At 36.1% G+C, this 20,399-nt stretch carries 18 protein-coding genes; 6 read left to right on the top strand and 12 right to left on the bottom strand.

What is annotated here, in order from left to right; all coding sequences use genetic code 11:
* The first annotated feature begins 11 nt into the window (after window positions 1-11).
* Together CJ739_RS02140 and CJ739_RS02135 are read left to right on the top strand one after the other, a co-directional pair.
* Window positions 12-593, top strand: coding sequence for an NUDIX hydrolase (locus CJ739_RS02140; RefSeq protein WP_117172415.1), 582 nt, complete (start codon window positions 12-14; stop codon window positions 591-593).
* Between the two features lie 111 nt (window positions 594-704).
* A complete protein-coding gene (locus tag CJ739_RS02135; RefSeq protein WP_117172414.1) occupies window positions 705-2,369 on the top strand; it encodes a SulP family inorganic anion transporter in 1,665 nt (554 codons plus the stop codon).
* A 114-nt stretch (window positions 2,370-2,483) separates the two neighbouring features.
* On the opposite strand, the gene coaD is transcribed toward CJ739_RS02135, so the two are convergent.
* Both coaD and CJ739_RS02125 read right to left on the bottom strand, forming a co-directional pair.
* Window positions 2,484-2,939: a pantetheine-phosphate adenylyltransferase gene (coaD, locus tag CJ739_RS02130; RefSeq protein ID WP_117172413.1), complete on the bottom strand. Its 456-nt coding sequence runs from the start codon at window positions 2,937-2,939 to the stop codon at window positions 2,484-2,486.
* A 202-nt stretch (window positions 2,940-3,141) separates the two neighbouring features.
* Window positions 3,142-4,119, bottom strand: a complete 978-nt coding sequence (locus CJ739_RS02125; protein ID WP_117172412.1) for a D-alanine--D-alanine ligase — start codon at window positions 4,117-4,119, stop codon at window positions 3,142-3,144.
* A gap of 157 nt (window positions 4,120-4,276) precedes the next feature.
* Here CJ739_RS02125 and CJ739_RS02120 point away from each other — a divergent pair, with 157 nt between their 5' ends.
* Both CJ739_RS02120 and CJ739_RS02115 read left to right on the top strand, forming a co-directional pair.
* Complete coding sequence (locus tag CJ739_RS02120) at window positions 4,277-4,906, top strand: PASTA domain-containing protein (RefSeq protein WP_117172411.1); 630 nt, start codon at window positions 4,277-4,279, stop codon at window positions 4,904-4,906.
* 44 nt (window positions 4,907-4,950) lie between these two features.
* A complete protein-coding gene (locus CJ739_RS02115) occupies window positions 4,951-5,994 on the top strand; it encodes an RluA family pseudouridine synthase (protein ID WP_117172410.1) in 1,044 nt (347 codons plus the stop codon).
* A gap of 387 nt (window positions 5,995-6,381) precedes the next feature.
* On the opposite strand, the gene CJ739_RS02110 is transcribed toward CJ739_RS02115, so the two are convergent.
* The gene (locus CJ739_RS02110) at window positions 6,382-6,951 is read right to left on the bottom strand and encodes a superoxide dismutase family protein (protein WP_117172409.1); all 570 of its coding nucleotides are present in this window, start codon (window positions 6,949-6,951) and stop codon (window positions 6,382-6,384) included.
* Window positions 6,952-7,074: 123 nt separating this feature from the next.
* Here CJ739_RS02110 and hemN point away from each other — a divergent pair, with 123 nt between their 5' ends.
* Both hemN and CJ739_RS02100 read left to right on the top strand, forming a co-directional pair.
* The gene (hemN, locus tag CJ739_RS02105) at window positions 7,075-8,439 is read left to right on the top strand and encodes an oxygen-independent coproporphyrinogen III oxidase (protein WP_117178678.1); all 1,365 of its coding nucleotides are present in this window, start codon (window positions 7,075-7,077) and stop codon (window positions 8,437-8,439) included.
* Window positions 8,440-8,600: 161 nt separating this feature from the next.
* Window positions 8,601-9,434, top strand: a complete 834-nt coding sequence (locus tag CJ739_RS02100; protein WP_117172408.1) for a universal stress protein — start codon at window positions 8,601-8,603, stop codon at window positions 9,432-9,434.
* 325 nt (window positions 9,435-9,759) lie between these two features.
* Here CJ739_RS02100 and CJ739_RS02095 read toward each other — a convergent pair whose 3' ends face one another.
* The 9 genes from CJ739_RS02095 to CJ739_RS02055 form a co-directional block, all read right to left on the bottom strand.
* Complete coding sequence (locus tag CJ739_RS02095; protein ID WP_117172209.1) at window positions 9,760-11,067, bottom strand: IS110 family RNA-guided transposase; 1,308 nt, start codon at window positions 11,065-11,067, stop codon at window positions 9,760-9,762.
* 288 nt (window positions 11,068-11,355) lie between these two features.
* On the bottom strand, window positions 11,356-12,057 hold the full coding sequence (locus CJ739_RS02090; RefSeq protein WP_117172407.1) for a sulfite exporter TauE/SafE family protein: 702 nt from the start codon (window positions 12,055-12,057) through the stop codon (window positions 11,356-11,358).
* 2 nt (window positions 12,058-12,059) lie between these two features.
* Complete coding sequence (locus tag CJ739_RS02085) at window positions 12,060-12,506, bottom strand: FixH family protein (protein WP_117178677.1); 447 nt, start codon at window positions 12,504-12,506, stop codon at window positions 12,060-12,062.
* A gap of 139 nt (window positions 12,507-12,645) precedes the next feature.
* A complete protein-coding gene (gene ccoG / locus CJ739_RS02080) occupies window positions 12,646-14,070 on the bottom strand; it encodes a cytochrome c oxidase accessory protein CcoG (protein WP_117178676.1) in 1,425 nt (474 codons plus the stop codon).
* A gap of 48 nt (window positions 14,071-14,118) precedes the next feature.
* The gene (locus tag CJ739_RS02075) at window positions 14,119-15,051 is read right to left on the bottom strand and encodes a cbb3-type cytochrome c oxidase N-terminal domain-containing protein (RefSeq protein WP_117172406.1); all 933 of its coding nucleotides are present in this window, start codon (window positions 15,049-15,051) and stop codon (window positions 14,119-14,121) included.
* Window positions 15,048-15,233 (bottom strand): CcoQ/FixQ family Cbb3-type cytochrome c oxidase assembly chaperone, encoded by a 186-nt coding sequence (locus CJ739_RS20505; RefSeq protein WP_117172405.1) that lies wholly within the window; start codon window positions 15,231-15,233, stop codon window positions 15,048-15,050. Before CJ739_RS20505 ends, CJ739_RS02075 begins: the two co-directional genes overlap by 4 nt.
* Window positions 15,234-15,336: 103 nt before the next feature.
* On the bottom strand, window positions 15,337-17,520 hold the full coding sequence (ccoN, locus tag CJ739_RS02065) for a cytochrome-c oxidase, cbb3-type subunit I (RefSeq protein WP_117172404.1): 2,184 nt from the start codon (window positions 17,518-17,520) through the stop codon (window positions 15,337-15,339).
* Between the two features lie 11 nt (window positions 17,521-17,531).
* Complete coding sequence (ccoS, locus tag CJ739_RS02060; protein ID WP_117172403.1) at window positions 17,532-17,717, bottom strand: cbb3-type cytochrome oxidase assembly protein CcoS; 186 nt, start codon at window positions 17,715-17,717, stop codon at window positions 17,532-17,534.
* A gap of 119 nt (window positions 17,718-17,836) precedes the next feature.
* Window positions 17,837-20,254, bottom strand: coding sequence for a heavy metal translocating P-type ATPase (locus CJ739_RS02055; protein WP_117172402.1), 2,418 nt, complete (start codon window positions 20,252-20,254; stop codon window positions 17,837-17,839).
* Window positions 20,255-20,399 lie beyond the last annotated feature (145 nt).

Here is a 20,399-nt window from a genome sequence, read left to right as displayed (position 1 = left end):
TAAAGTAAAGCATGTACAAAATTTTTGTTGGCGATAAACCTATAATTTTAACCACAGTTGTTGAGCAAGAAACTAATTTTAAAAACTATTTACTAAATACCGTAAATATAGGTAAGGTTATAAAAGAGCTTAATACGACCAAACTAGAGGAAGTACGCCTTATTCATAAAAATGGCGAAAAGCTTTTAAAAAAGTTTTTAAGAAAATTGCCTAATGTGGTTGCCGGTGGCGGCAAGGTGTACAACGGTAACGACGAGATTTTATTTATATATAGAAATGATAAATGGGACTTGCCAAAAGGTAAAATTGAAGGCAATGAATCTATTGAAAAAACGGCCATTCGTGAAGTTACGGAAGAAACAGGTGTTGCTGGATTGGAAATTACCAAACCCCTAGAAACTACTTACCATATTTTTAAGCGTAATGGAAACCATAAAATAAAGGTAACCTATTGGTTTGAAATGAAAACCAGTTTTGAAGGCAATTTATATGCCCAAGAAGAAGAAGGTATTACCAAAGTAGAATGGTTAAACCAAGAACAGGTTTTTGATGCGCTTACAAACTCCTATGCCAATATAAAAGGCTTAATTTAGAAAGGAGCCTTGTGTCCTACTCAAACGATTTAGTACAATTTAAGGCTTAAAAATAGGTTTCTACTGGATATACTTATTTATTGGTAATAAATTTGCTCCTTAAAAATAACCATGACAGAATTTGTAAGGAAGATAATGCCAAATGCTAAAGATGATGTTTTGGCAGGTATTACAACATCTTTGGCCATGATTCCCGAAGTAGTTGCCTTTGCCTTTGTGGCTCAAATAGATTCTTTGGTGGCACTTTCAGGCGCTTTCATTATAGGCTTAATTACAGCTGTTTTTGGAGGCAGACCCGGTTTAATTTCAGGTGCAGCAGGTGCGGTTGCAGTTATTTTTGTGCATTTAATTTCAGAAGGGCATGCCAAAGGCTTGTTGTTCGACACGCCTGTGGAAAACATGGGTTACTTCTATTTACTGGCTGCTGTTGTATTAATGGGTGTGTTCCAAATAGGTGCTGGTTTGTTTAAATTAGGAAAGTTTGTAAGACTCATTCCTCATTCAGTAATGATGGGGTTCGTTAATGGATTGGCTATTGTTATTTTTCTAGCTCAAGTGCGTATGTTTTCCCATAAAGAATTAGAAATATCCACAGAAGGTGTAAAGTCATATAGTAGTATCCCTATGCATGGTACAGAACTATACGTTATGCTAGGTTTGGTATTGCTTACCATGGGCGTTATTTGGTTGTTGCCAAAATTAGCCACCAAAATTCCAGCAGCTTTAACGGCTATTCTTGTTACTACAGCTATTGTGGTTTTTGGGGGTATTGAAGTAAGTACTGTGGGTTCTTATATTATTGAAGGCGGAGGAAGCGGTTTAAAAGGCGAATTTCCAACACCCAATTTACAGCTTTGGGAATATTTGCCTTTTAATATAGATACACTTATGTTTATATTACCTTATGCTTTTTTAGCGGCATCGGTAGGGTTAATTGAATCATTAATGACCATGAATTTGGTTGATGAATTAACCGAAACAAGAGGAAACGGAAATAGAGAATGTTTGGCACAGGGAGCTGGTAATATGGTAAGCGGTTTATTTGGCGGTACAGGTGGTTGTGGTATGATTGGGCAAACAGTTATAAATATTAATGCAGGTGGTCGTGGAAGGCTATCGGGAATTATGATGGCAGTAACGCTACTGACATTTATCTTATTTGCCGATAAATATATTGAACAAGTGCCCATTGCGGCATTAGTGGGGGTTATGTTTATGATGGTTATAGAAACTTTTGCGTGGTCCAGTTTTAGAATTATTAGAAAAATACCAAAATCGGATGCTTTTGTGTTGGTAATAGTATCTGCGGTAACTGTTATTTACGATTTGGCAATTGCCGTTTTTGTTGGGGTTATTATTTCGGCTTTAGTTTTTGCTTGGGAAAATGCCAAAAAAATTAGAGCAAGAAAGCGTTTTTCTGAAGATGGAAAAACCAAAACCTACGAAATTTGGGGCCCTTTGTTTTTTGGTTCCATTCAGGCTTTTAATGAAAAATTTGATATAAAAAACGATCCCGAAAATGTGGAAATAGACTTTGTTGAATCGCGCGTTAGTGACCATTCGGCCTTAGAAGCTATTTTTAATTTGGTGAATAAATATGAAGCCGAAGGAAAAACAATAAAATTGAAGCATTTAAGTGAAGATTGTAAAGTGTTGCTCTATAAAGCGAGTCCTAAATTTAGGGAAGTTATTGTTGAAGCTGTAGACGACCCTCGTTATTATTTAGCCGAAAATCCAGAAAAATTCCCAAAATCTTTATCGGAGTATAAGTTTTAAAGTTTCAGAGTTTCAAAGTTGAAAAGTTTCTGAGCTACATAGCTTCAGAGATACAAAGTTTATGAGTTCGATGTAATATTCCAGCCTGTAAACCCAGAACCCAAAACCCAGAACCTATTTCACCCTCACACTATCAGGCACAAACTTGGTATAGTCGCCATTGTTTTTAATAACATCACGCACTATTGAAGACGATATAAACGATGTTCTTGACGAGGTTAGTAAAAATACTGTTTCAATGGTAGCTAAGCTCCTGTTGGCGTGGGCTATGGCTTTTTCAAACTCAAAATCGGCAGGGTTTCGTAAACCACGTAAAATAAAACCAGCTTCAATTTCTTTACAGAAATCAACGGTTAACCCTTTGTAAGTTACTACTTTTACTTTAGGTTCGCCTGAAAAAGCATTTTCAATAAACACTTTTCGTTCTTCAAGAGAGAACATGTATTTTTTATCGGAATTCACACCAATTGCCACAATGACTTCATCGAAAAGGGTAACGCCACGTTTTATAATATCGTAATGTCCTAATGTTAAGGGGTCAAAAGACCCAGGAAATATGGCTCGTTTCATTCCAAATTTTTGTTTTTATTGTTTGAATGACTGATATCAAATATAGTCAATAATTATTAATGAGAATCAAGGGTTTAAAATGAGCCTTGTGAATCAGGGAAATAGCTTTTCCTAAGTTTTGAACTTTGCAAGAGATTAGACCTGAACTTGTTGAATATTAATATTCTTGAAAACCCAACCCCTGATTCGCATTATTATTATATTAATTTTTTAAAGCTTCGGCAATAGCATTATCAAATAATTCTACTAAAGTAATACCTGCTGCCGCGGCTTGTTGAGGTAAAATACTAGCCAAGGTTAATCCGGGTACGGTGTTTACTTCTAATAAATGGGGCTCACCATTTTTGAAAATATATTCGCTTCGGCTAAAACCTTTCATTTTTAAAACCTCGTACACTTTTTTTGCAATGGCTGTAACTTTTGTTTCTTCATCATGAGTTAATCGGGCAGGAGTTATTTCCTGTGATTTTCCTAAGTACTTAGCTTCGTAATCGAAAAAATCATTTTCACTAACAATCTCTGTAATTGGTAAAACTTTGGTTTCGCCTTTAAAGTTTATAACACCTACCGATACTTCGGTGCCATCTAAAAACGATTCAATGATAATTTCATCATCTTCTTTAAACGCCACTTCAATGGCATTTTTAATAGCTTCTTTTTTGTGCACTTTGGTTACGCCAAAACTACTTCCTGCTTTGTTGGCTTTAACAAAACAAGGTAACCCAACTTTGGCAATAATGGCATCTTCGTTAATGGTATCGCCTAAATTTATATAAAAGGATTCGGCAGTTTTTATGCCATAGGGTTTTAAAACACTTAAACAATCACGTTTATTAAAGGTTAATGCCGCTTGATACATATCGCAACTTGTTTGTGGTATGTTTAGTAGTTTAAAATACGCTTGCATAAACCCGTCTTCCCCCGGAGAACCATGAATGGCATTAAACACACAATCGAATGTGACTTTGGAGTTGTTTATAGTCACTGAAAAATCGTTTTTATCAATAGGGAATTCTTTATTATCACTATCAACATATACCCACTTTTCTTTAAAAATATGGATTCTATAAGCGTTGTATTTTGAAGCATCTAGGGTTTCGTAAACCACTTGCCCGCTTTTTAATGAGATTTGGTATTCGCTTGAATAACCTCCCATAATGATAGCAATATTTTTTTTCATAAATTATATTTTGTCATTCCCTCGAAGGAGGGATCTTTTTTTAGTCTAAAAATTATAATAAAACGTATCTATTATTAGTTAAGCTAAAATATCACTTAAATTGCAAAAGAAAAAACAGTTCTGTTTTTATATATTTGCCTAATCGAAAATTTTATACATGAGCGTTATTAAATTTCTAACCAGTAAAGTGTTTTTCAAACAATTATTATTAGCAATGGGAGCCATAGTGGTGTTAAGTTTTATCATTTTACGATGGCTAAGCTATACAACAAACCATGGTAAATTTGAAACCGTGCCCGATTTAAAAGGTAAATCTTTAAGTGTTGCAGCGATAGAATTAGACGAGAATAATTTAGAAATGCAAGTTCAGGATTCGGCTAATTACAACCCCGATTATCCGAAATTTTCTGTTATAGACCAAGCGCCTGCTGCAGGTGCCAAAGTAAAAGAAGACCGCAAAATATATATTACTGTAAACCCTTCTGGATACCGAAAAATTACAGTTCCAGATTTAAAAGAGCGCACCTTTAGACAAGCAAAACCAACTTTAGAAGCAGTAGGTTTTAAAGTAGGAAAGCTTACTTATGTTGATAATATTGCTAAAGACTTGGTTTTAGAAATGACATATAAAGGCGAAAAAATAAAACCTGGGGATAAGTTATCAAAAACAACTGCGATAGATTTGGTTATTGGGAATGGTAATAGACCATCTTCGGGAATGTCTGGTGATGAGGGGGAACCTTCAAATGAATCTGGCGATAGTATCCCTTCGGAAGGTTTAAATTAAATTATTTAGAAAATTGCTGTGGTGTATCGCAGTTAATATATTACATGGAAGATTATACCCCAGAATTTTTAGAAGATGAAAGTGACCTTTACGAGCATCATGCTTTTGATGTGGAAAAAGGGCAGAAGCCACTGCGAATTGATAAATACTTAATGAATTTTGTTGAAAACGCCACTCGTAACAAAATTCAAGCTGCTGCCAAAAACGGAAGTATTTTTGTGAACGGAGTTCCCGTAAAATCAAATTACAAAGTAAAACCTTTCGATAAAATTAGGGTGTTATTTACGCATCCACCTCACGAAAATTTGTTGGTTGGTGAAGATATTCCACTTGACATCGTTTATGAAGACGATGAGCTATTGGTTGTAAACAAACCAGCAGGTATGGTAGTACATCCTGGGCATGGAAATTATTCGGGGACGCTTATAAATGCATTGATTTATAGGTTTGAAAACTTGCCAAACAATTCAAGTGAACGCCCCGGTTTGGTACATAGAATAGATAAAGATACCAGTGGACTTTTAGTTATAGCAAAAACCGAACAAGCGATGACACATTTGTCATTGCAATTTGCTGAAAAGACCAGTGAACGTGAATATGTTGCCATTGTTTGGGGAAATATTGAAGAAGAGGAAGGCACGATTGAAGGCAATATTGGGCGTCATCCTAAAAACCGATTACAAAATACAGTCTATCTTGGTGATGATGCCGATAAAGGAAAGCCTGCTGTGACGCATTATAAAGTCATAGAGCGTTTGGGTTATGTCACTTTGGTGTCATGCAAACTCGAAACAGGACGTACACACCAAATCCGTGTTCATATGAAACACATAGGGCATACCTTGTTTAACGATGAACGTTATGGTGGGGAAAAAGTATTAAAAGGCACGACGTTTACCAAATACAAACAGTTTGTGGATAATTGCTTTAAAGTGTTGCCAAGACAAGCGCTACATGCAAAAACATTGGGGTTTGTACATCCAAAAACAGGTAAATTTATGAGTTTTGATACGCCAATTCCAGACGATATGGTACAATGTATTGAAAAATGGCGTACTTATTCAAAACACCAAGGCGCAGAAGAATAAACTTCTTCAATAGTCAAACTAGCAAATTCAATTGCTTTTCAGAAATAACAATTATATAGCACCAAGAGTATGTTCTTCAGTTATATCGGTATCATGACAATATTATAAATCGTTAGTGTTTGATTAAAGGTTCAAGACCGTATCCTAAAAGAACATAGAATAAAGAAAATAGACTAAATGACAACAAATTGATATTTGCATGTCTGTTTTTAATAATCACAAATCAACTTATCATTACAAAAAAAAGGACACAAATTAATAATCTCCTTAAAAAGTCATTATTACTGTGTTTGCAGAGAATTATAAAAGTTTTATTGGACAACAATATTATAAATATAAAAGCTACTTTATTAGGGTAGCTTTTATATAGCTGTTTTTATGTTTATTTTATTCAATGATGCCACCGCAGCTTACACGCCCACCAGCATCACCAGTTGGTTGAGTTGTAAAGTCGTCAACGCCGGCATGTACAATAATGCCTTTGCCAATAATGTCTTTGGTTTCATCGCCACAACCAATGCACCATTCATCTGTTGAAATAGAAATACTGGCATTACCGTTTTCATCGGCAGTAAAATTTCCAATATCGCCTTTATGGTAACCTGTTTCAGCACCCCATTTTCCATGTGGTTGGTTTGTTGGGTTCCAATGGCCTCCTGCAGATTTTCCGTCGGGTGACGAACAGTCTGACGATTCGTGTATATGTATAGCATGTGAGCCAGGTTCTAATCCGCTTGCGGTAGCCAACATGCTTACAGTACCATTTTTATCAGTAAAAACAACGGTTCCGCTAACGTTACTTTCGCTTTTAGCCGATAATTCTACAGTAATACTTTTAGGTTCTACTACTTGGCTTTCAATAGTTTCATCTTCAGTGGTTTCAGTATTTTTTTTCTCGTTTTTACAAGAAATGATGCTTAGGGATAAAGAGATTAATAGTATACTTAAATTTTTCATTTTTTGATGATTTTTATTTTAAGAAAGTTAAAACACTAATATACGAATTGCAAATGTTATACATGATATATATCATATATTTAACAAACGCATCTGTATATTTTTGATACATAAATGTCAGGTATGTTAAGTTCATTAGTAAATAAATATAATATTGCGGGGCCTCGTTATACAAGCTATCCAACAGTTCCATATTGGAATCAGAATACATTTTCTTTAAAAAATTGGAAAACTTCGTTGATAAAATCTTTTAAGGAAAGTAATGCCAAAGAAGGCATAAGTTTGTATATTCATTTGCCTTACTGCGAAAGCTTATGCACGTTTTGTGGATGCAATAAGCGTATAACCAAGCAACACGGTGTAGAAAGACCTTATATAGATGCGGTTTTAAAAGAATGGCAACTATATTTAGAATTGTTTGATGAAAAACCAATAATTAAAGAGTTGCACCTTGGTGGCGGTACCCCCACTTTTTTTAGTCCAGAAAATTTAACCCTACTTATAAAAGGCATTTTAAAAACCGCTCTAGTTGCCGATGGACATGAGTTTAGTTTTGAAGGACACCCAAACAATACGACAAGAGCACATTTAGAAGCGCTTTACAGTGTAGGTTTTAGACGGGTAAGTTATGGTGTGCAAGATTATAACGAAACGGTGCAAAAAGCCATTCATAGAATGCAACCTTTTGAAAACGTAAAACGTGCTACGGAAATGGCAAGAGACGTAGGATACACATCTGTTGGCCATGATATTATTTTCGGTTTGCCATTTCAAACGTTAGAGCATGTAAGGGAAACTATTTTAAAAACCAAGGCTTTGTTGCCCGATAGGTTGGCTTTTTATAGCTATGCCCATGTGCCTTGGATAAAAGGAAATGGACAACGTGGGTTTAATGATTCCGATTTACCATCGGCAGATTTAAAAAGACAGCAATATGAGTTAGGTAAGCAATTGCTTGCCGAAGTCGGCTATCACGAAATTGGTATGGATCATTTTGCATTGCAAACCGATTCACTTTATAAATCGATGCAAAATGGCGATTTACATAGAAATTTTATGGGTTATACTCCATCAAAAACCCAAGCTATGATTGGTTTGGGCGTATCAGCCATAAGTGATAGTTGGTATGGGTTTTCCCAAAATGAAAAAGGCATTGAAGCTTATTACCATTTGTTAAACGAAAATATTTTGCCGGTTTACAGAGGGCATATTTTAAATGAAGAGGATTTGGTTATTCGAAAACATATACTTAACTTGATGTGCCAGTTTAAAACAACATGGTCTGGTCATTCACTTTATTTTAAAGAACTTCCCGAAGTCCTTATTAAATTAAAGGAAATGGAAAACGACGGATTACTCAATATCGGTTCAAATACTATTGAGGTTACTAAAAAAGGCCAACCATTTGTTAGAAACATTTGTATGGCTTTCGATTTGCTTTTACAACGAAAACAACCCGATACGCAGTTGTTTTCCATGACTGTATAATTTAAAATAAGCATAATAAAGCACCCATGAGAATGGCATTTACACGCACGAGATGATTATGAAGGGCGTTCCGTCTGCCAAATAAAAATTTCTTGAAAATAGACTATTTTCGTGGTAGAGCCTTCAGGGAATTATTTAGATTAAAAAATAAATATAAACAGATGAAAAAAATTATTGTACCAGTAGATTTTTCTGAACATTCAGAATATGCATTACATGTTGCAGCAAAACTTGCAAAAAAATACAACGCCGAGATATTGGTACTGCACATGTTGGAAATGTCCGATATTATGCTATCTGCATCTGATGGTCTTCAATATGAAAAGGCAGCTTATTTTTTCAAGCTATCTGAACAAAAGTTTGAAACCTTTTTAGAGAAAGACTATTTAAAAGGTGTGAAAGTAACACCAATAATCAAGCATTTTAAGGTTTTTAGTGAGGTTAATGATGTGGCTCAAAAAAATGATGCCGACCTTATTGTTATGGGGTCTCATGGCTCTAGTGGTGTTAAGGAATTTTTTGTTGGTTCCAATACAGAACGTGTCGTTAGAAATGCCGATATTCCTGTATTGGTTGTAAAAAACAGGTTAGAAGATATTAATTTTGAAACAGTGGTTTTTGCTTGCGATTTTTCAGAAGAATCCATAAAACCGTATATCAATGCTATTAAAATGTTCAATAAAATGAACTCTAAAGTATATATGGTTTACGTGAATTTACCCAACGAACGTTTTAAAACTTCTGCGGAAATTGAAAAAAGTGTGGTTAATTTTTTCGCCAAAGCCGATAGAAACCTAGATAGAATGAGCGAAGTGCATTATGTGTCTGATTATACTGTTGAAGCTGGCATTATAAACTTTGCATCAAAAGTAGGAGCTGATATTATAGCCATACCTACACATGGTAAAAAAGGATTGGCACATTTTTTAGAAGGCAGTATAGGTGAAGATGTTGCAAACCATGCTGAATTCCCTGTAATAACCTTTAAGATTTAGAAACTGTTTAAATTTTATCTAAAAGCCATTTTTTGCTTCTTTTTGACCCATATTTCGTTGAATTTTTTTCTAATAGCTCTGCTATTAAAAAAAAATCCGCCTCATCTGACCCAAAAATAATTCAAAAAAGCATCAATAAACAAAACTTAAACAGTTTCTTAGTATATTTTAATTATTTAGTGTTTTTTTCTATTAAAGAGGCTGTCTAAAAGTCTAGTTCTATCTCATATTGAGCACTTTGACAAGCTCAGCACAGGCTTTGTCGAAATATTTTAACCTACTGATAACCAATATCGGTTTCGACAAGCTACCATTGACGTATTTGCTAAACCGCTGTTTTATAGCTAATTGACAAACCAAGTTCTCTTGCCATTTTCATAATGTTCTTTTGTTTATTAAACAAGATCTTCTCCTCATAATCTTTGATTCCCTTCTCTACATATGACAGTCCTTTAACAAATAGCTTCCAATAGAGCTCTGCCAGTTTTCTTGCCATTGCCTTTATTGCCGGTGATGCCCCTTTCTTTGCCCTTATCTTTCTGCCAAAAGCACCCAATGCAATTTTCTTGCTGTTGAGCAGGCTCGTGGCCGCTTGCTTAAATATCAGGCCGGCCTTTGGTTGTCCTTTAGCCTTATAGTTTTTTTTCATCTTGCCCGAATGGTGCTGTTTTGGCGCCAGTCCCAACCAGGAAGTAAAATGCTTTTCTGTTTTCCATTTATGTAAATCAGTCCCTATTTCCGATAGGAGCTGCATCCAATTATAATCTGTTATACCGGGTAGGACCGTAGCATCTTTGCCTTCAAATATTTGCAATAGATAACGGTCCATTCCTTCTATATTTGGTTTGTGGTGCCTCACGTTTTTTCGTGGAGTTGCCTTATTTGATACTTTAGGCCGGTTTGCCCCCATCTTTTTAAGGACTTCTTCCATTTTCAGATCACAACCGGCAATTTGTTGTTGATAAAAATCATAGCACACCACTGCTTGGCCCAAAGCAAATAGCCCTGCTTCATTGTAGTGCCCTTTCAAGGATTTAAGGATCAGTTCCTTTTTTGTTTTCAACACACTCCCATGGCATAGCTTTACCAAAACCCCGGGATCCCTTTCGCCCTTTAAGATCGCCCTGATTATTTTCAATCCACTTACCCCGTGAACTTGGTCCAGAACTTCTTTTAGCCGAACGTTCATCAGGGTCAGTGCTTTTTGCATATGGTTAATATGCATAGCAGCACTACGGATGTGATCTTCGCGCAGGCGTTGATAGCTCCTTAGTTCATGTACCAGTTCATCTGCAACAAAACAACGGTTCAACAAACCATAGCTGTGCAATTGCTGTATCCATTGACAGTCCTTTACATCGGTCTTTCTGCCTGGAACTTGTTTTGTGCTCCTGCCATCCACCAACCATACATCGATGCCTCTTGCCTTCAATATATCATAGAGGATGACCCAATACACTCCCGTGGCTTCCATGGCCACTGAGGTTACATTGTTTTCCTCTAAGTAAGATACCGCCTGTTCCAGATCTGATGTGAAGGTATCAAAACTGCGAACCTCCTTATCTTCAAGACCTATGAAGATTTTTTTGGCTCCGATATCGATCCCTCCTGCGTTTTTCCTGATTTTTTTCATCCTACATTATTTTTTAAAATCACACCCAGAAAATTTTTATGCTTGCTAGACTACCATTCGGGCATTATTATAAATAAGCACCATAATCGCTACCCCTATTTTCTGAAAACCATACTCAACCACAGGTATATAAACACTACGCTGTGCCTCGGAAATATTGTGACTTTTTGTTAAACTTGCACAAAATACGTCATCGCATTCGCTAGTTAAAAACTTTAACAAAAGTCTCAACCTGACAAATTAAATTTAAAGGACTTTTAGACAGCCTCTTTTTTGTATAACCTGGGTTTAATGGCAATTTATTTGGCTTGAGACCATATCACCAATAGGAGCAGGCGAGATGTAAGGAATACCTAAGCCTAAGCCCCGGAGTATAAACAGAATACCAATAAGTACCACAAAAACAGGAATGGCTTTTTGTATTTTTTGTCGTATATTTCCCTTTAAAAAATGACTGAAATAAATAGCTGTCGTCATTAACGGGATAGTTCCCAGTCCAAAAATGGCCATATACAAACTACCACTTAAAGCATTACCACTGGCGATAGCAGCAAATACTGCCATATAAACCAACCCACAAGGTAAAAAGCCATTAAGAAAACCAATCGTTAAAAAGGTGTCTGCTGTTTTTTTCTTTAAGGCGCTGCCTAAGGCTGATTTAACTTTACTTATAAGTTTGTAGATGGGTTTAGAAACACGGTATTTGTTAAAAGTATGTTGTGGAATTATAACAAAAACAATCATTAAAATACCAATGGCAATCGATAATTGTTGCTGAAAACCAAATAGGTAAAAGCTTTTGCCAACAAGTCCGAAAACCAAGCCTATAATACTGTAAGCCAATAATCTGCCAAAGTGATAAATAGTTATTTGAGATAGTTTTTTATAAGCATTTGTTCTGTCTACGGGAAGCATGAAAGCAATAGGTCCGCACATGCCAACACAATGAAAACTTCCTAGTAAACCTAAAACAAAAGCTGAAATAAGCATAATTAATAATTTATTATTTCTTTGTACAAATACAATTCGTTGTTGTATTGCCAATCCACTTTAATGTTCCAACGACCACCTACCAAACGTTTGTCAGGTATGAGCAAATAAGGTTTAGACAGTGATATAGTAGTATCAAAGTCTAATTGTTTGTTAGATGGTCTATATAGGAACACATTTCCTGAAATTTTACTAAAATCTATATTTTTAGGAAACACAATAAGTAAACCTTTATCAGTGCGTTCGTAACTTATATTTTTATCCAAATTTTTGGCATTGTTTAATTTATCAATATCGTTTTGGTAGCTTAGTTCCTCGGCATAATAATCTTCGGTAACCAAGTCGTGGTTGTACTTATCATTCACATTCAAAGTGATAATAAAATACATAATAAAGCTTATAAAGCCTATAAAAGCCAATACAATACCTGTTCCCCAATTTATTTTCATCTTGTTATATTTTTTTTTCATTTCCTCGAAGGAGGAAATCTATTAGTCTTGTCATCCTGAACTTGTTTCAGGATCTCATTATTACTTTTTTAGCATGCCCTTTTTCCAAGACCCAGTGCCCAGTGCCCAATACCCAAAACTACCTATAACTCCTAGGTCCTAAAAAATTAGCCGTTGTGGTTTCAATTAATGTGTCGCCTTGATAAACGCCAATTTTTATTTTGTTCCTATCGCCAGTTAAAACCGCATTATTAATTTCAACAAACAAGGTTCCTTTGGCAATACCAGACTTAGGAACCGTAAAACTATTGCTAGTTGCCACCAACTTTAAGGTGCCTTTATGGGACAATAATTTAAAGCTCACGTCTTCAATATCATTCGTCGTTTTATTTATCAGCTTATAAGTAAACACATTACTGATAATGTTGTTTTCTTTATGTTCAAATAGCTGTCCTGGTAATCTTAAAACAGTGGCTTCTACATCATTCCTTAAAAATAGCATCCCTATTAGCAAGCCAACTAAAATAGTGAGGACGGCCATATAACCCTTCATTCTTGCTGTGAGTTTAAAGGGTGTTTTTTTCTCGATATTATCTTCACTGGCGTATCTTATCAAACCTTTAGGTAAGTTAACACTGTCCATGATGCTATCACATTCGTCAATACAAGCGGTACAATTCACACATTCTAATTGGGTGCCGTTTCTAATATCAATACCTGTTGGACATACATGCACACATTGAAAACAGTCTATACAATCTCCATATCCCAAAGCATGTCTATCTTCATTTTTCCTGATTTTCTTTCTGCCTTTTTCACCTTCTCCACGTTTGTGGTCGTAAGCCACCACAATCGATTTGTTATCTAACAATACGCCTTGTAACCTACCATAAGGACAGGCAATAACGCAAACCTGTTCTCTAAACCACGCAAAGACAAAATAAAATACAGCCGTAAAAATGAGTAAGGATATGAGGGTGCTTATATGGTTAAGAGGATTATCGGTTATATAACTTATTAGTTTATCACTGCCTATTAAATACGCTAAAAACACATTTGCGATTAGGAAGGAAATGAATAGGAAAATAATCAGTTTCAACCCTTTTTTTCTTATTTTTTCGGCATTCCAAGATTGTTTGGATAAACGTATTTGTTTGCCTCTGTCGCCTTCAATCCAATATTCTATACGTCTGAACACCATTTCCATAAAAATGGTTTGCGGACAAATCCAACCGCAAAAAATGCGTCCAAAGACAACCGTAAATAGCGTAATAAATACCACACCAATGATCATTGAAATTACAAACAGGTGGAAATCTTGTGGCCAAAATGGAAACCCGAAAATATTAAAACGGCGTTCTAAAACATTGAACATTAAAAATTGGTTGCCATTTATTTTTAAAAATGGAGCCGTTAGTAAAAATACCAGCAGGATATAACTGACCCATTTTCTGTATGTATAGAACTTTCCACTAGGTTTTTTAGGAAATACCCAAGCACGCTTACCCTCATTGGTTACGGTACTAATGGAATCTCTAAATACTTCGTTTTCTGGTGTTTCCAAGATTTGGTAATTTAAACCTGCCAACGTTTAAATTGACAGGTTTGGTTATTATTGATTAGTCACTGCTTGTATTGAATCTGTTGCCGTTTCAGCAGGGGTTTCTAAAGTGTTTTCTCCCCAAAGGTCGCCTTCTGGTTCTTTTGGATTGGCAGGCGTAGTGCCTTGAAATGCTAAAACATAGCTGGCAACTTGTGCCATTTCAAGTGGTTTTAGTTGTGCTTTCCAAGCAATCATCCCTTTGCCGGAACGTCCGCCTTCAGAAATGGTATGAAATACACTTTTAATGTCACCACCTAAAATCCAATGTTGGTCGGTTAGGTTTGGACCAATACCACCTCCGCCATCTGCCATGTGACAAGCAATACAATTGGTTTCGAAAATGGTTTTGCCTGCACTTAAATCGGCAGTATCGGTAAGTAAAGTTACGGTATTGGCATCTACCAAATCTTTAGCCGTTTTTTTGTAGGCTTCAATGGCAGTTTGTGCATCAGCTAATTCGGTTTCTAGTTCATCGTACTGGTTGGCCCCATTAAATACATGGTATCTTAACAAATATACGGCTCCAAATATAATAGATATGTAAAAGCCATACAGCCACCATGGCGGTAAAGCATTGTCTAGCTCTTTTATACCATCGTAATTGTGGTCTAAGATAATTTCGCTTTCTTCTTCAATAGGTTTAGAACCTAAAAGCTTTTTATAAGTGTTTTTTAGCCACGTAAATTTATAAACGCTTTCTTTTTCGGCCAAAAAGCGTGCTTTTGCTTCTTCATCTAGCTTATAGAGCATCACATTTTCTAAAGCACTAACTATGGCTTCAATAGCAATAAGGATAAGCAGTACCAGAAAAAGGAATAGCAATACGGCAGGGTATTTTATAAATGCAGGTTTTTCACCTGAATCGATAACATATTCTGTTAATCCGAAGATGATGAAGAATACAATAGGAACGCGTATCCAAGATGGTATTAAGTTTCTCATAATAAATCGTCGTTTTGGTTGTCTAATGGCAAGTTGCTAACTGTTTTTAGGTACTCTTTTTTTGCTGTATATACCCACCAAAAAAGCAATACGAAAAAAGTGAAAAATATTAGTAATGATATAATAGGGTATATTTCTATTCCTGAAATACTGTCCATATGATTTTTTACGAATTTTAACATGGTATTTAATGGTTTTTGGTTTTTGGTTGATGGTTAATGGTTGATGGTTGATGGTTGATGGTTGATGGTTGATGGTTGATGGGTTATTGCCATATACTACCAATTACTTTATAGCTGTTTCTACTTTGATGTCTGTTCCTAAGCGTTGTAAATAGGCTATAACGGCTACGATTTCCCTGTTTTTCATTTCAATAAAAGACTCGTCATTATCTTTAGCATATGTTTTATCTGCTTCATAAGCATTCACAAAATCAGGATCGCTATAGAGGTTTTTCTCAATTTTAGTTCCTTGTTTCAGCATATTGTCTTGAGCATTGGCTATATCTTCCTCGGAATACGGGACACCTAACGACACCATTGCTTTCATTTTGGCTTCAGTTTGCGATTTATCCAATTCATTTTTAATCAACCAAGGGTAGCGAGGCATGATGGAACCAGATGAAGTACTTTGTGGGTCGTACATATGGTTAAAGTGCCAGTTATCGGAATATTTCCCACCAATTCTATGTAAATCGGGCCCAGTACGTTTACTGCCCCATAAAAAGGGATGGTCGTAAACATATTCACCAGCTTTTGAGTATTCGCCATAGCGTTCTACCTCGCTTCTAAACGGACGAATCATTTGGGAATGACACCCCACACAGCCTTCGCGGATGTAAATGTCGCGTCCTTCCAGCTCTAATGGTGTGTATGGTTTGACGCTGGCAATGGTCGGTATGTTGGATTTTACCATGATGGTCGGTACAATTTGTATAATACCGCCAATTAATATGGCTATAGTCGCTAAAATGGTTAATTGTATAGGTCTGCGCTCTAACCAAGAGTGCCAACCTTCACCAGAAGTACGTTTTTTGGTAACACGTTCTAGTGCAGCGGCTTCGGCTAATTCGTCTTCAGCCTTACTACCTTGTTTTATGGTTACAATCACATTATAGATCATAATGAGCATTCCGGTAATGAATAGAGTACCACCAATAGCACGCATCCAGTACATAGGCATGATTTCAGTAACGGTTTCTAAAAAGTTTCCGTAAGTTAAAGTACCATCTGGGTTAAATTGTTTCCACATACTGGCTTGGGTAAATCCAGCTACGTACATGGGCAGTGCGTACATAATAATACCTAAAGTACCAATCCAGAAATGTAGATTTGCTAATCCAATAGAGTATAATTTAGTTTTAAAAAGTCTTGGTATTAAATAATAAATCATACCAAATGTTAAGAATCCATTCCACGCTAGGGCACCAACGTGTACGTGGGCAATAATCCAATCGGTAAAATGTGCAATAGCATTCACGTTTTTAAGGGATAATGTAGGGCCTTCAAACGTTGCCATACCATAACCTGTGATAGCAACGACCATGAATTTTAAAACAGGATCAACACGTACTTTATCCCAAGCACCACGTAGTGTTAACAACCCATTTATCATACCACCCCAAGATGGCATTAACAACATCACCGAAAACGCCACACCTAAATTTTGTGCCCATTCTGGTAAAGCGGTATATAATAAATGGTGAGGTCCTGCCCAAATATAGATGAAGATTAACGACCAAAAGTGAACTATGGAAAGCCTGTAAGAATAGATAGGTCTGTTAGCTGCTTTTGGTACGAAATAGTACATCAATCCTAAAAACGGTGTGGTTAAAAAGAATGCTACGGCATTATGCCCGTACCACCATTGTACCAAGGCATCTTGTACCCCGGCGTAAACGGAGTAGCTTTTTAAAGCACTTACGGGAAGTTCCAAACTGTTAAAAATATGTAATACGGCCACGGTTACAAACGTGGCTATGTAAAACCAAAGAGCAACATATAAATGGCGCTGTCTTCTTTTTAAGATGGTACCTATTAAATTCCATCCAAAAACGACCCATACAAAAGCGATAGCAATATCAAAGGGCCATTCCAATTCGGCATATTCTTTAGATGATGTGTAGCCTAATGGTAACGTTATGGCAGCTCCTACAATGATAAGTTGCCATCCCCAGAAATTGATTTTGCTTAATACATCACTAAACATTCTGGCTTTAAGTAAACGTTGCGAAGAATAGTAAACTCCAGCAAAAATAGCGTTACCCACGAAGGCGAAAATAACGGCATTGGTATGTAATGGTCGTAAACGGCCAAAACTTAGCCACGAAATACCATCGGTTAAGTTTGGGAATAAAAACAGAAATGCAAGAAGTAAGCCTACCAACATACCTACAACCCCCCAAAGCATGGTGGCATAGATAAAGTTTTTAACGATTTTATTATCGTAGTGAAATTGCTGGATGTCCATAGTTGTGATTGTTAATCTTTTTTGGTTAGTATTGATTTTTTAGGTTTTTCTTTAATCAGTTCATCTTCAAATAGCATGCGAACGGATGGGGTGTAACTATCGTCGAACTGTCCGTTTCTTATCGCTACTATAAAAGCGATGAAAAAGCCAACTGCCACAACAATGCTAATCGTTAATAAGACATAAATAACACTCATACCTACTTGAAGTTATGGTTCAAAATTACTTTCATAGGATTTCTTAAAATATGACATTTGTCATGTTTGATTTTTTCCTCTCCCTAACCCTCTCCGAAGGAGAGGGAACTGTTATGTGCTTACTCATCCTCAACATTTTTGGACAATGGTTTCCTCCCCTTTGGGTAGGCTAGGTGGGGAATATTGTTTGTGCAAATGGTTGTAAAAGCAACAATGCTAATAGAACTTAAAGGCATTAAAATAGCGGCTACAACGGGTTCTAATTGGCCTGTAACCGCAAAGTAAAGTCCGATGCAGTTGTATAGGAACGACAATAAAAAACTCCATTTAATGATGTTGATAGCCGATTTTGACACTTTTATATAGTGATATAATTCGTTGAATTTTGATGCGTCCAAAATAGCATCGCAAGCGGGAGAGAATACATTCACATTTTCTGAAAGGGCAATACCAACATCACTCTGCGCTAAGGCACCGGCATCATTTAAACCATCACCAATCATCAATACCTTGGCGCCTTCACTTTGATGGTATTTAATATATTCCAGTTTGTCTTCTGGTTTTTGGTTGAACAACAACTTGGTTTTTGTTGGAAGCAACTTGGTAAGATTGTCTTTTTCCCCTTCGTTGTCGCCTGAGAGAATCACCAAATCATAATCTTGTTTTAGTTTGTTGAATAGTTGGGACAATCCTTTTCGATACGCATTATAAAACGTGAATTTTCCTTTATACGTGTTGTTACTGCTTATATGAACGGCTGTGTTTAATGTAGCCGTTTCAGAAGTGTGGCCTACAAAAGGCGCCGAACCAATCTTTATGGAATCTTGTTTATATTGCGCTTCAATGCCTTTACCTAAATGTTCTTCATAGCTATCTAAAGTGAGGATGTTGTTTTCGTTTAAAAGATGGTACAACGATCTGCTTAAAGGATGATTAGAACCTCTCAACGTGCTTTTTAGTAACATTTCTTCATCTTTAGAAAGCGAGATGCCTTCATAGGCGATGGACGTTTCTTTATTGGCGGTAATGGTTCCTGTTTTATCAAAAATGATGGTGTCTATTTTAGCCAATTGTTCAATAACGCTGGCATTTTTTAAGTAGAATTTTTTCTTGCCCAAAATGCGAAGTACATTACCAAAAGTAAAGGGAGCAGCCAAAGCCAAGGCGCAAGGACAGGCAATGATGAGCACCGATGTAAAAACATTTATGGCCTTGCTGGAGTCCACTATTAACCAAAATGAAGTGGCTAATACCGCGATTATTAAAATGCTTATGGTAAACCGCTTACTTATTTGGTTGGTAATATTTGTAAATGCCAATGATTTGTCTTTTTTAAACACATCGTTACTCCAAAGTTGTGTTAAATAGCTTTGTTCAACCGATTTTAAAACATCAACTTCAATAGTGCCGTTGAGTTGTTTGCCGCCTGCAAAAAGTTTGTCGCCCGATTGTTTACTAACCGTTTTGGATTCGCCCGTTACAAAACTATAATCTATTCGTGCGTTTCCTTTTATTAAAATACAATCAACAGGAATGAGTTCTTCATTTCTAATTAAAAGGCGGTCGCCCTTTTCAATATCATAAACTTGTATGGATTCTTCGTTTCCTTCCGGAGTAATTTTTGTAATGCCAATAGGAAAATAGGATTTATAATCGCGCTCAAACGATAAAAAGGCATAGGTTTTTTGCTGAAAGAATTTCCCAAGTAATAAAAAGAAAATAAGTCCGGTTAAACTATCGAAAAACCCAGACCCTAAATCGAAAATAATTTCAATAGTACTTCTAATAAATAAAACTGAAACACCTAGGGCTATAGGAACATCAATATTTAAAATTTTAGACCGAAGTCCTTTGTAAGCCGAAATAAAATAATCTTGCGACGAATAAAATACAACTGGTACAGAAAAAGCAAACATAAGCCATCTAAAGAGGGGTTTAAATTGCTCGAGCCAAAATTCGCCCACTTCAAAATACTCTGGAAACGATAAAAACATCACGTTTCCAAAAGCAAAACCGGCAACACCAAGTTTATAAATTAAAGACCTATCAATATGTTTTTTGCCAACACTGTAATCATCTAAACTAATGAAAGGCTCGTAACCAATAGTACTTAATAACGTAACCAGGTTTTTTAGCGACAGGGTTTCGGCATTAAAAGTCACCCGAACGGTTTTTTTGCCAAAGTTTACAACAGAAGCACTTATGGAAGGGTTTAATTTGTTGAGGTTTTCAAGAATCCAAATACAGGAACTGCAATGGATGTGCGGAATGTAAAGTGATATAATTTGGGTGGAACCATCATTAAATTCCAGTAATTGTTCAATTATTTTGATGTTCTCTAAAAAGTTGTATTTGCCCTCAATATCTTTGGGTGTTGCTCCAGGAGCGGTTTGTAAATCGTAGTAACAAGTTAAATCGTTTTCAGAAAAAATTTGATAGACGGTTTTGCAACCTTCACAACAAAATGTTTTTTCATCATAAACAATGTCTTGTGTTGATGCGTCTAAACCGCAGTGAAAACAGGTGTGTTTGTCCATTTAATATTTGCTCTATTTATACCTAGTGTTAAGTTAAGCATAATTTAGCCGACCCAAGTCTTGTTCTTTTTCCCTTTTACTGCGTTAAAAAAACGTACCGTAGCTACGGCTATGCTATGTTTTTTTTAGCCTTGTAAAAGAAAAA

Origin of the sequence: Mariniflexile sp. TRM1-10, assembly GCF_003425985.1 — a bacterium.
Classification (GTDB): Bacteria; Bacteroidota; Bacteroidia; order Flavobacteriales; family Flavobacteriaceae; genus Mariniflexile.
Note: the sequence above shows the minus strand (reverse complement) of the source record. Positions and strands in the feature narration are given on the sequence as shown.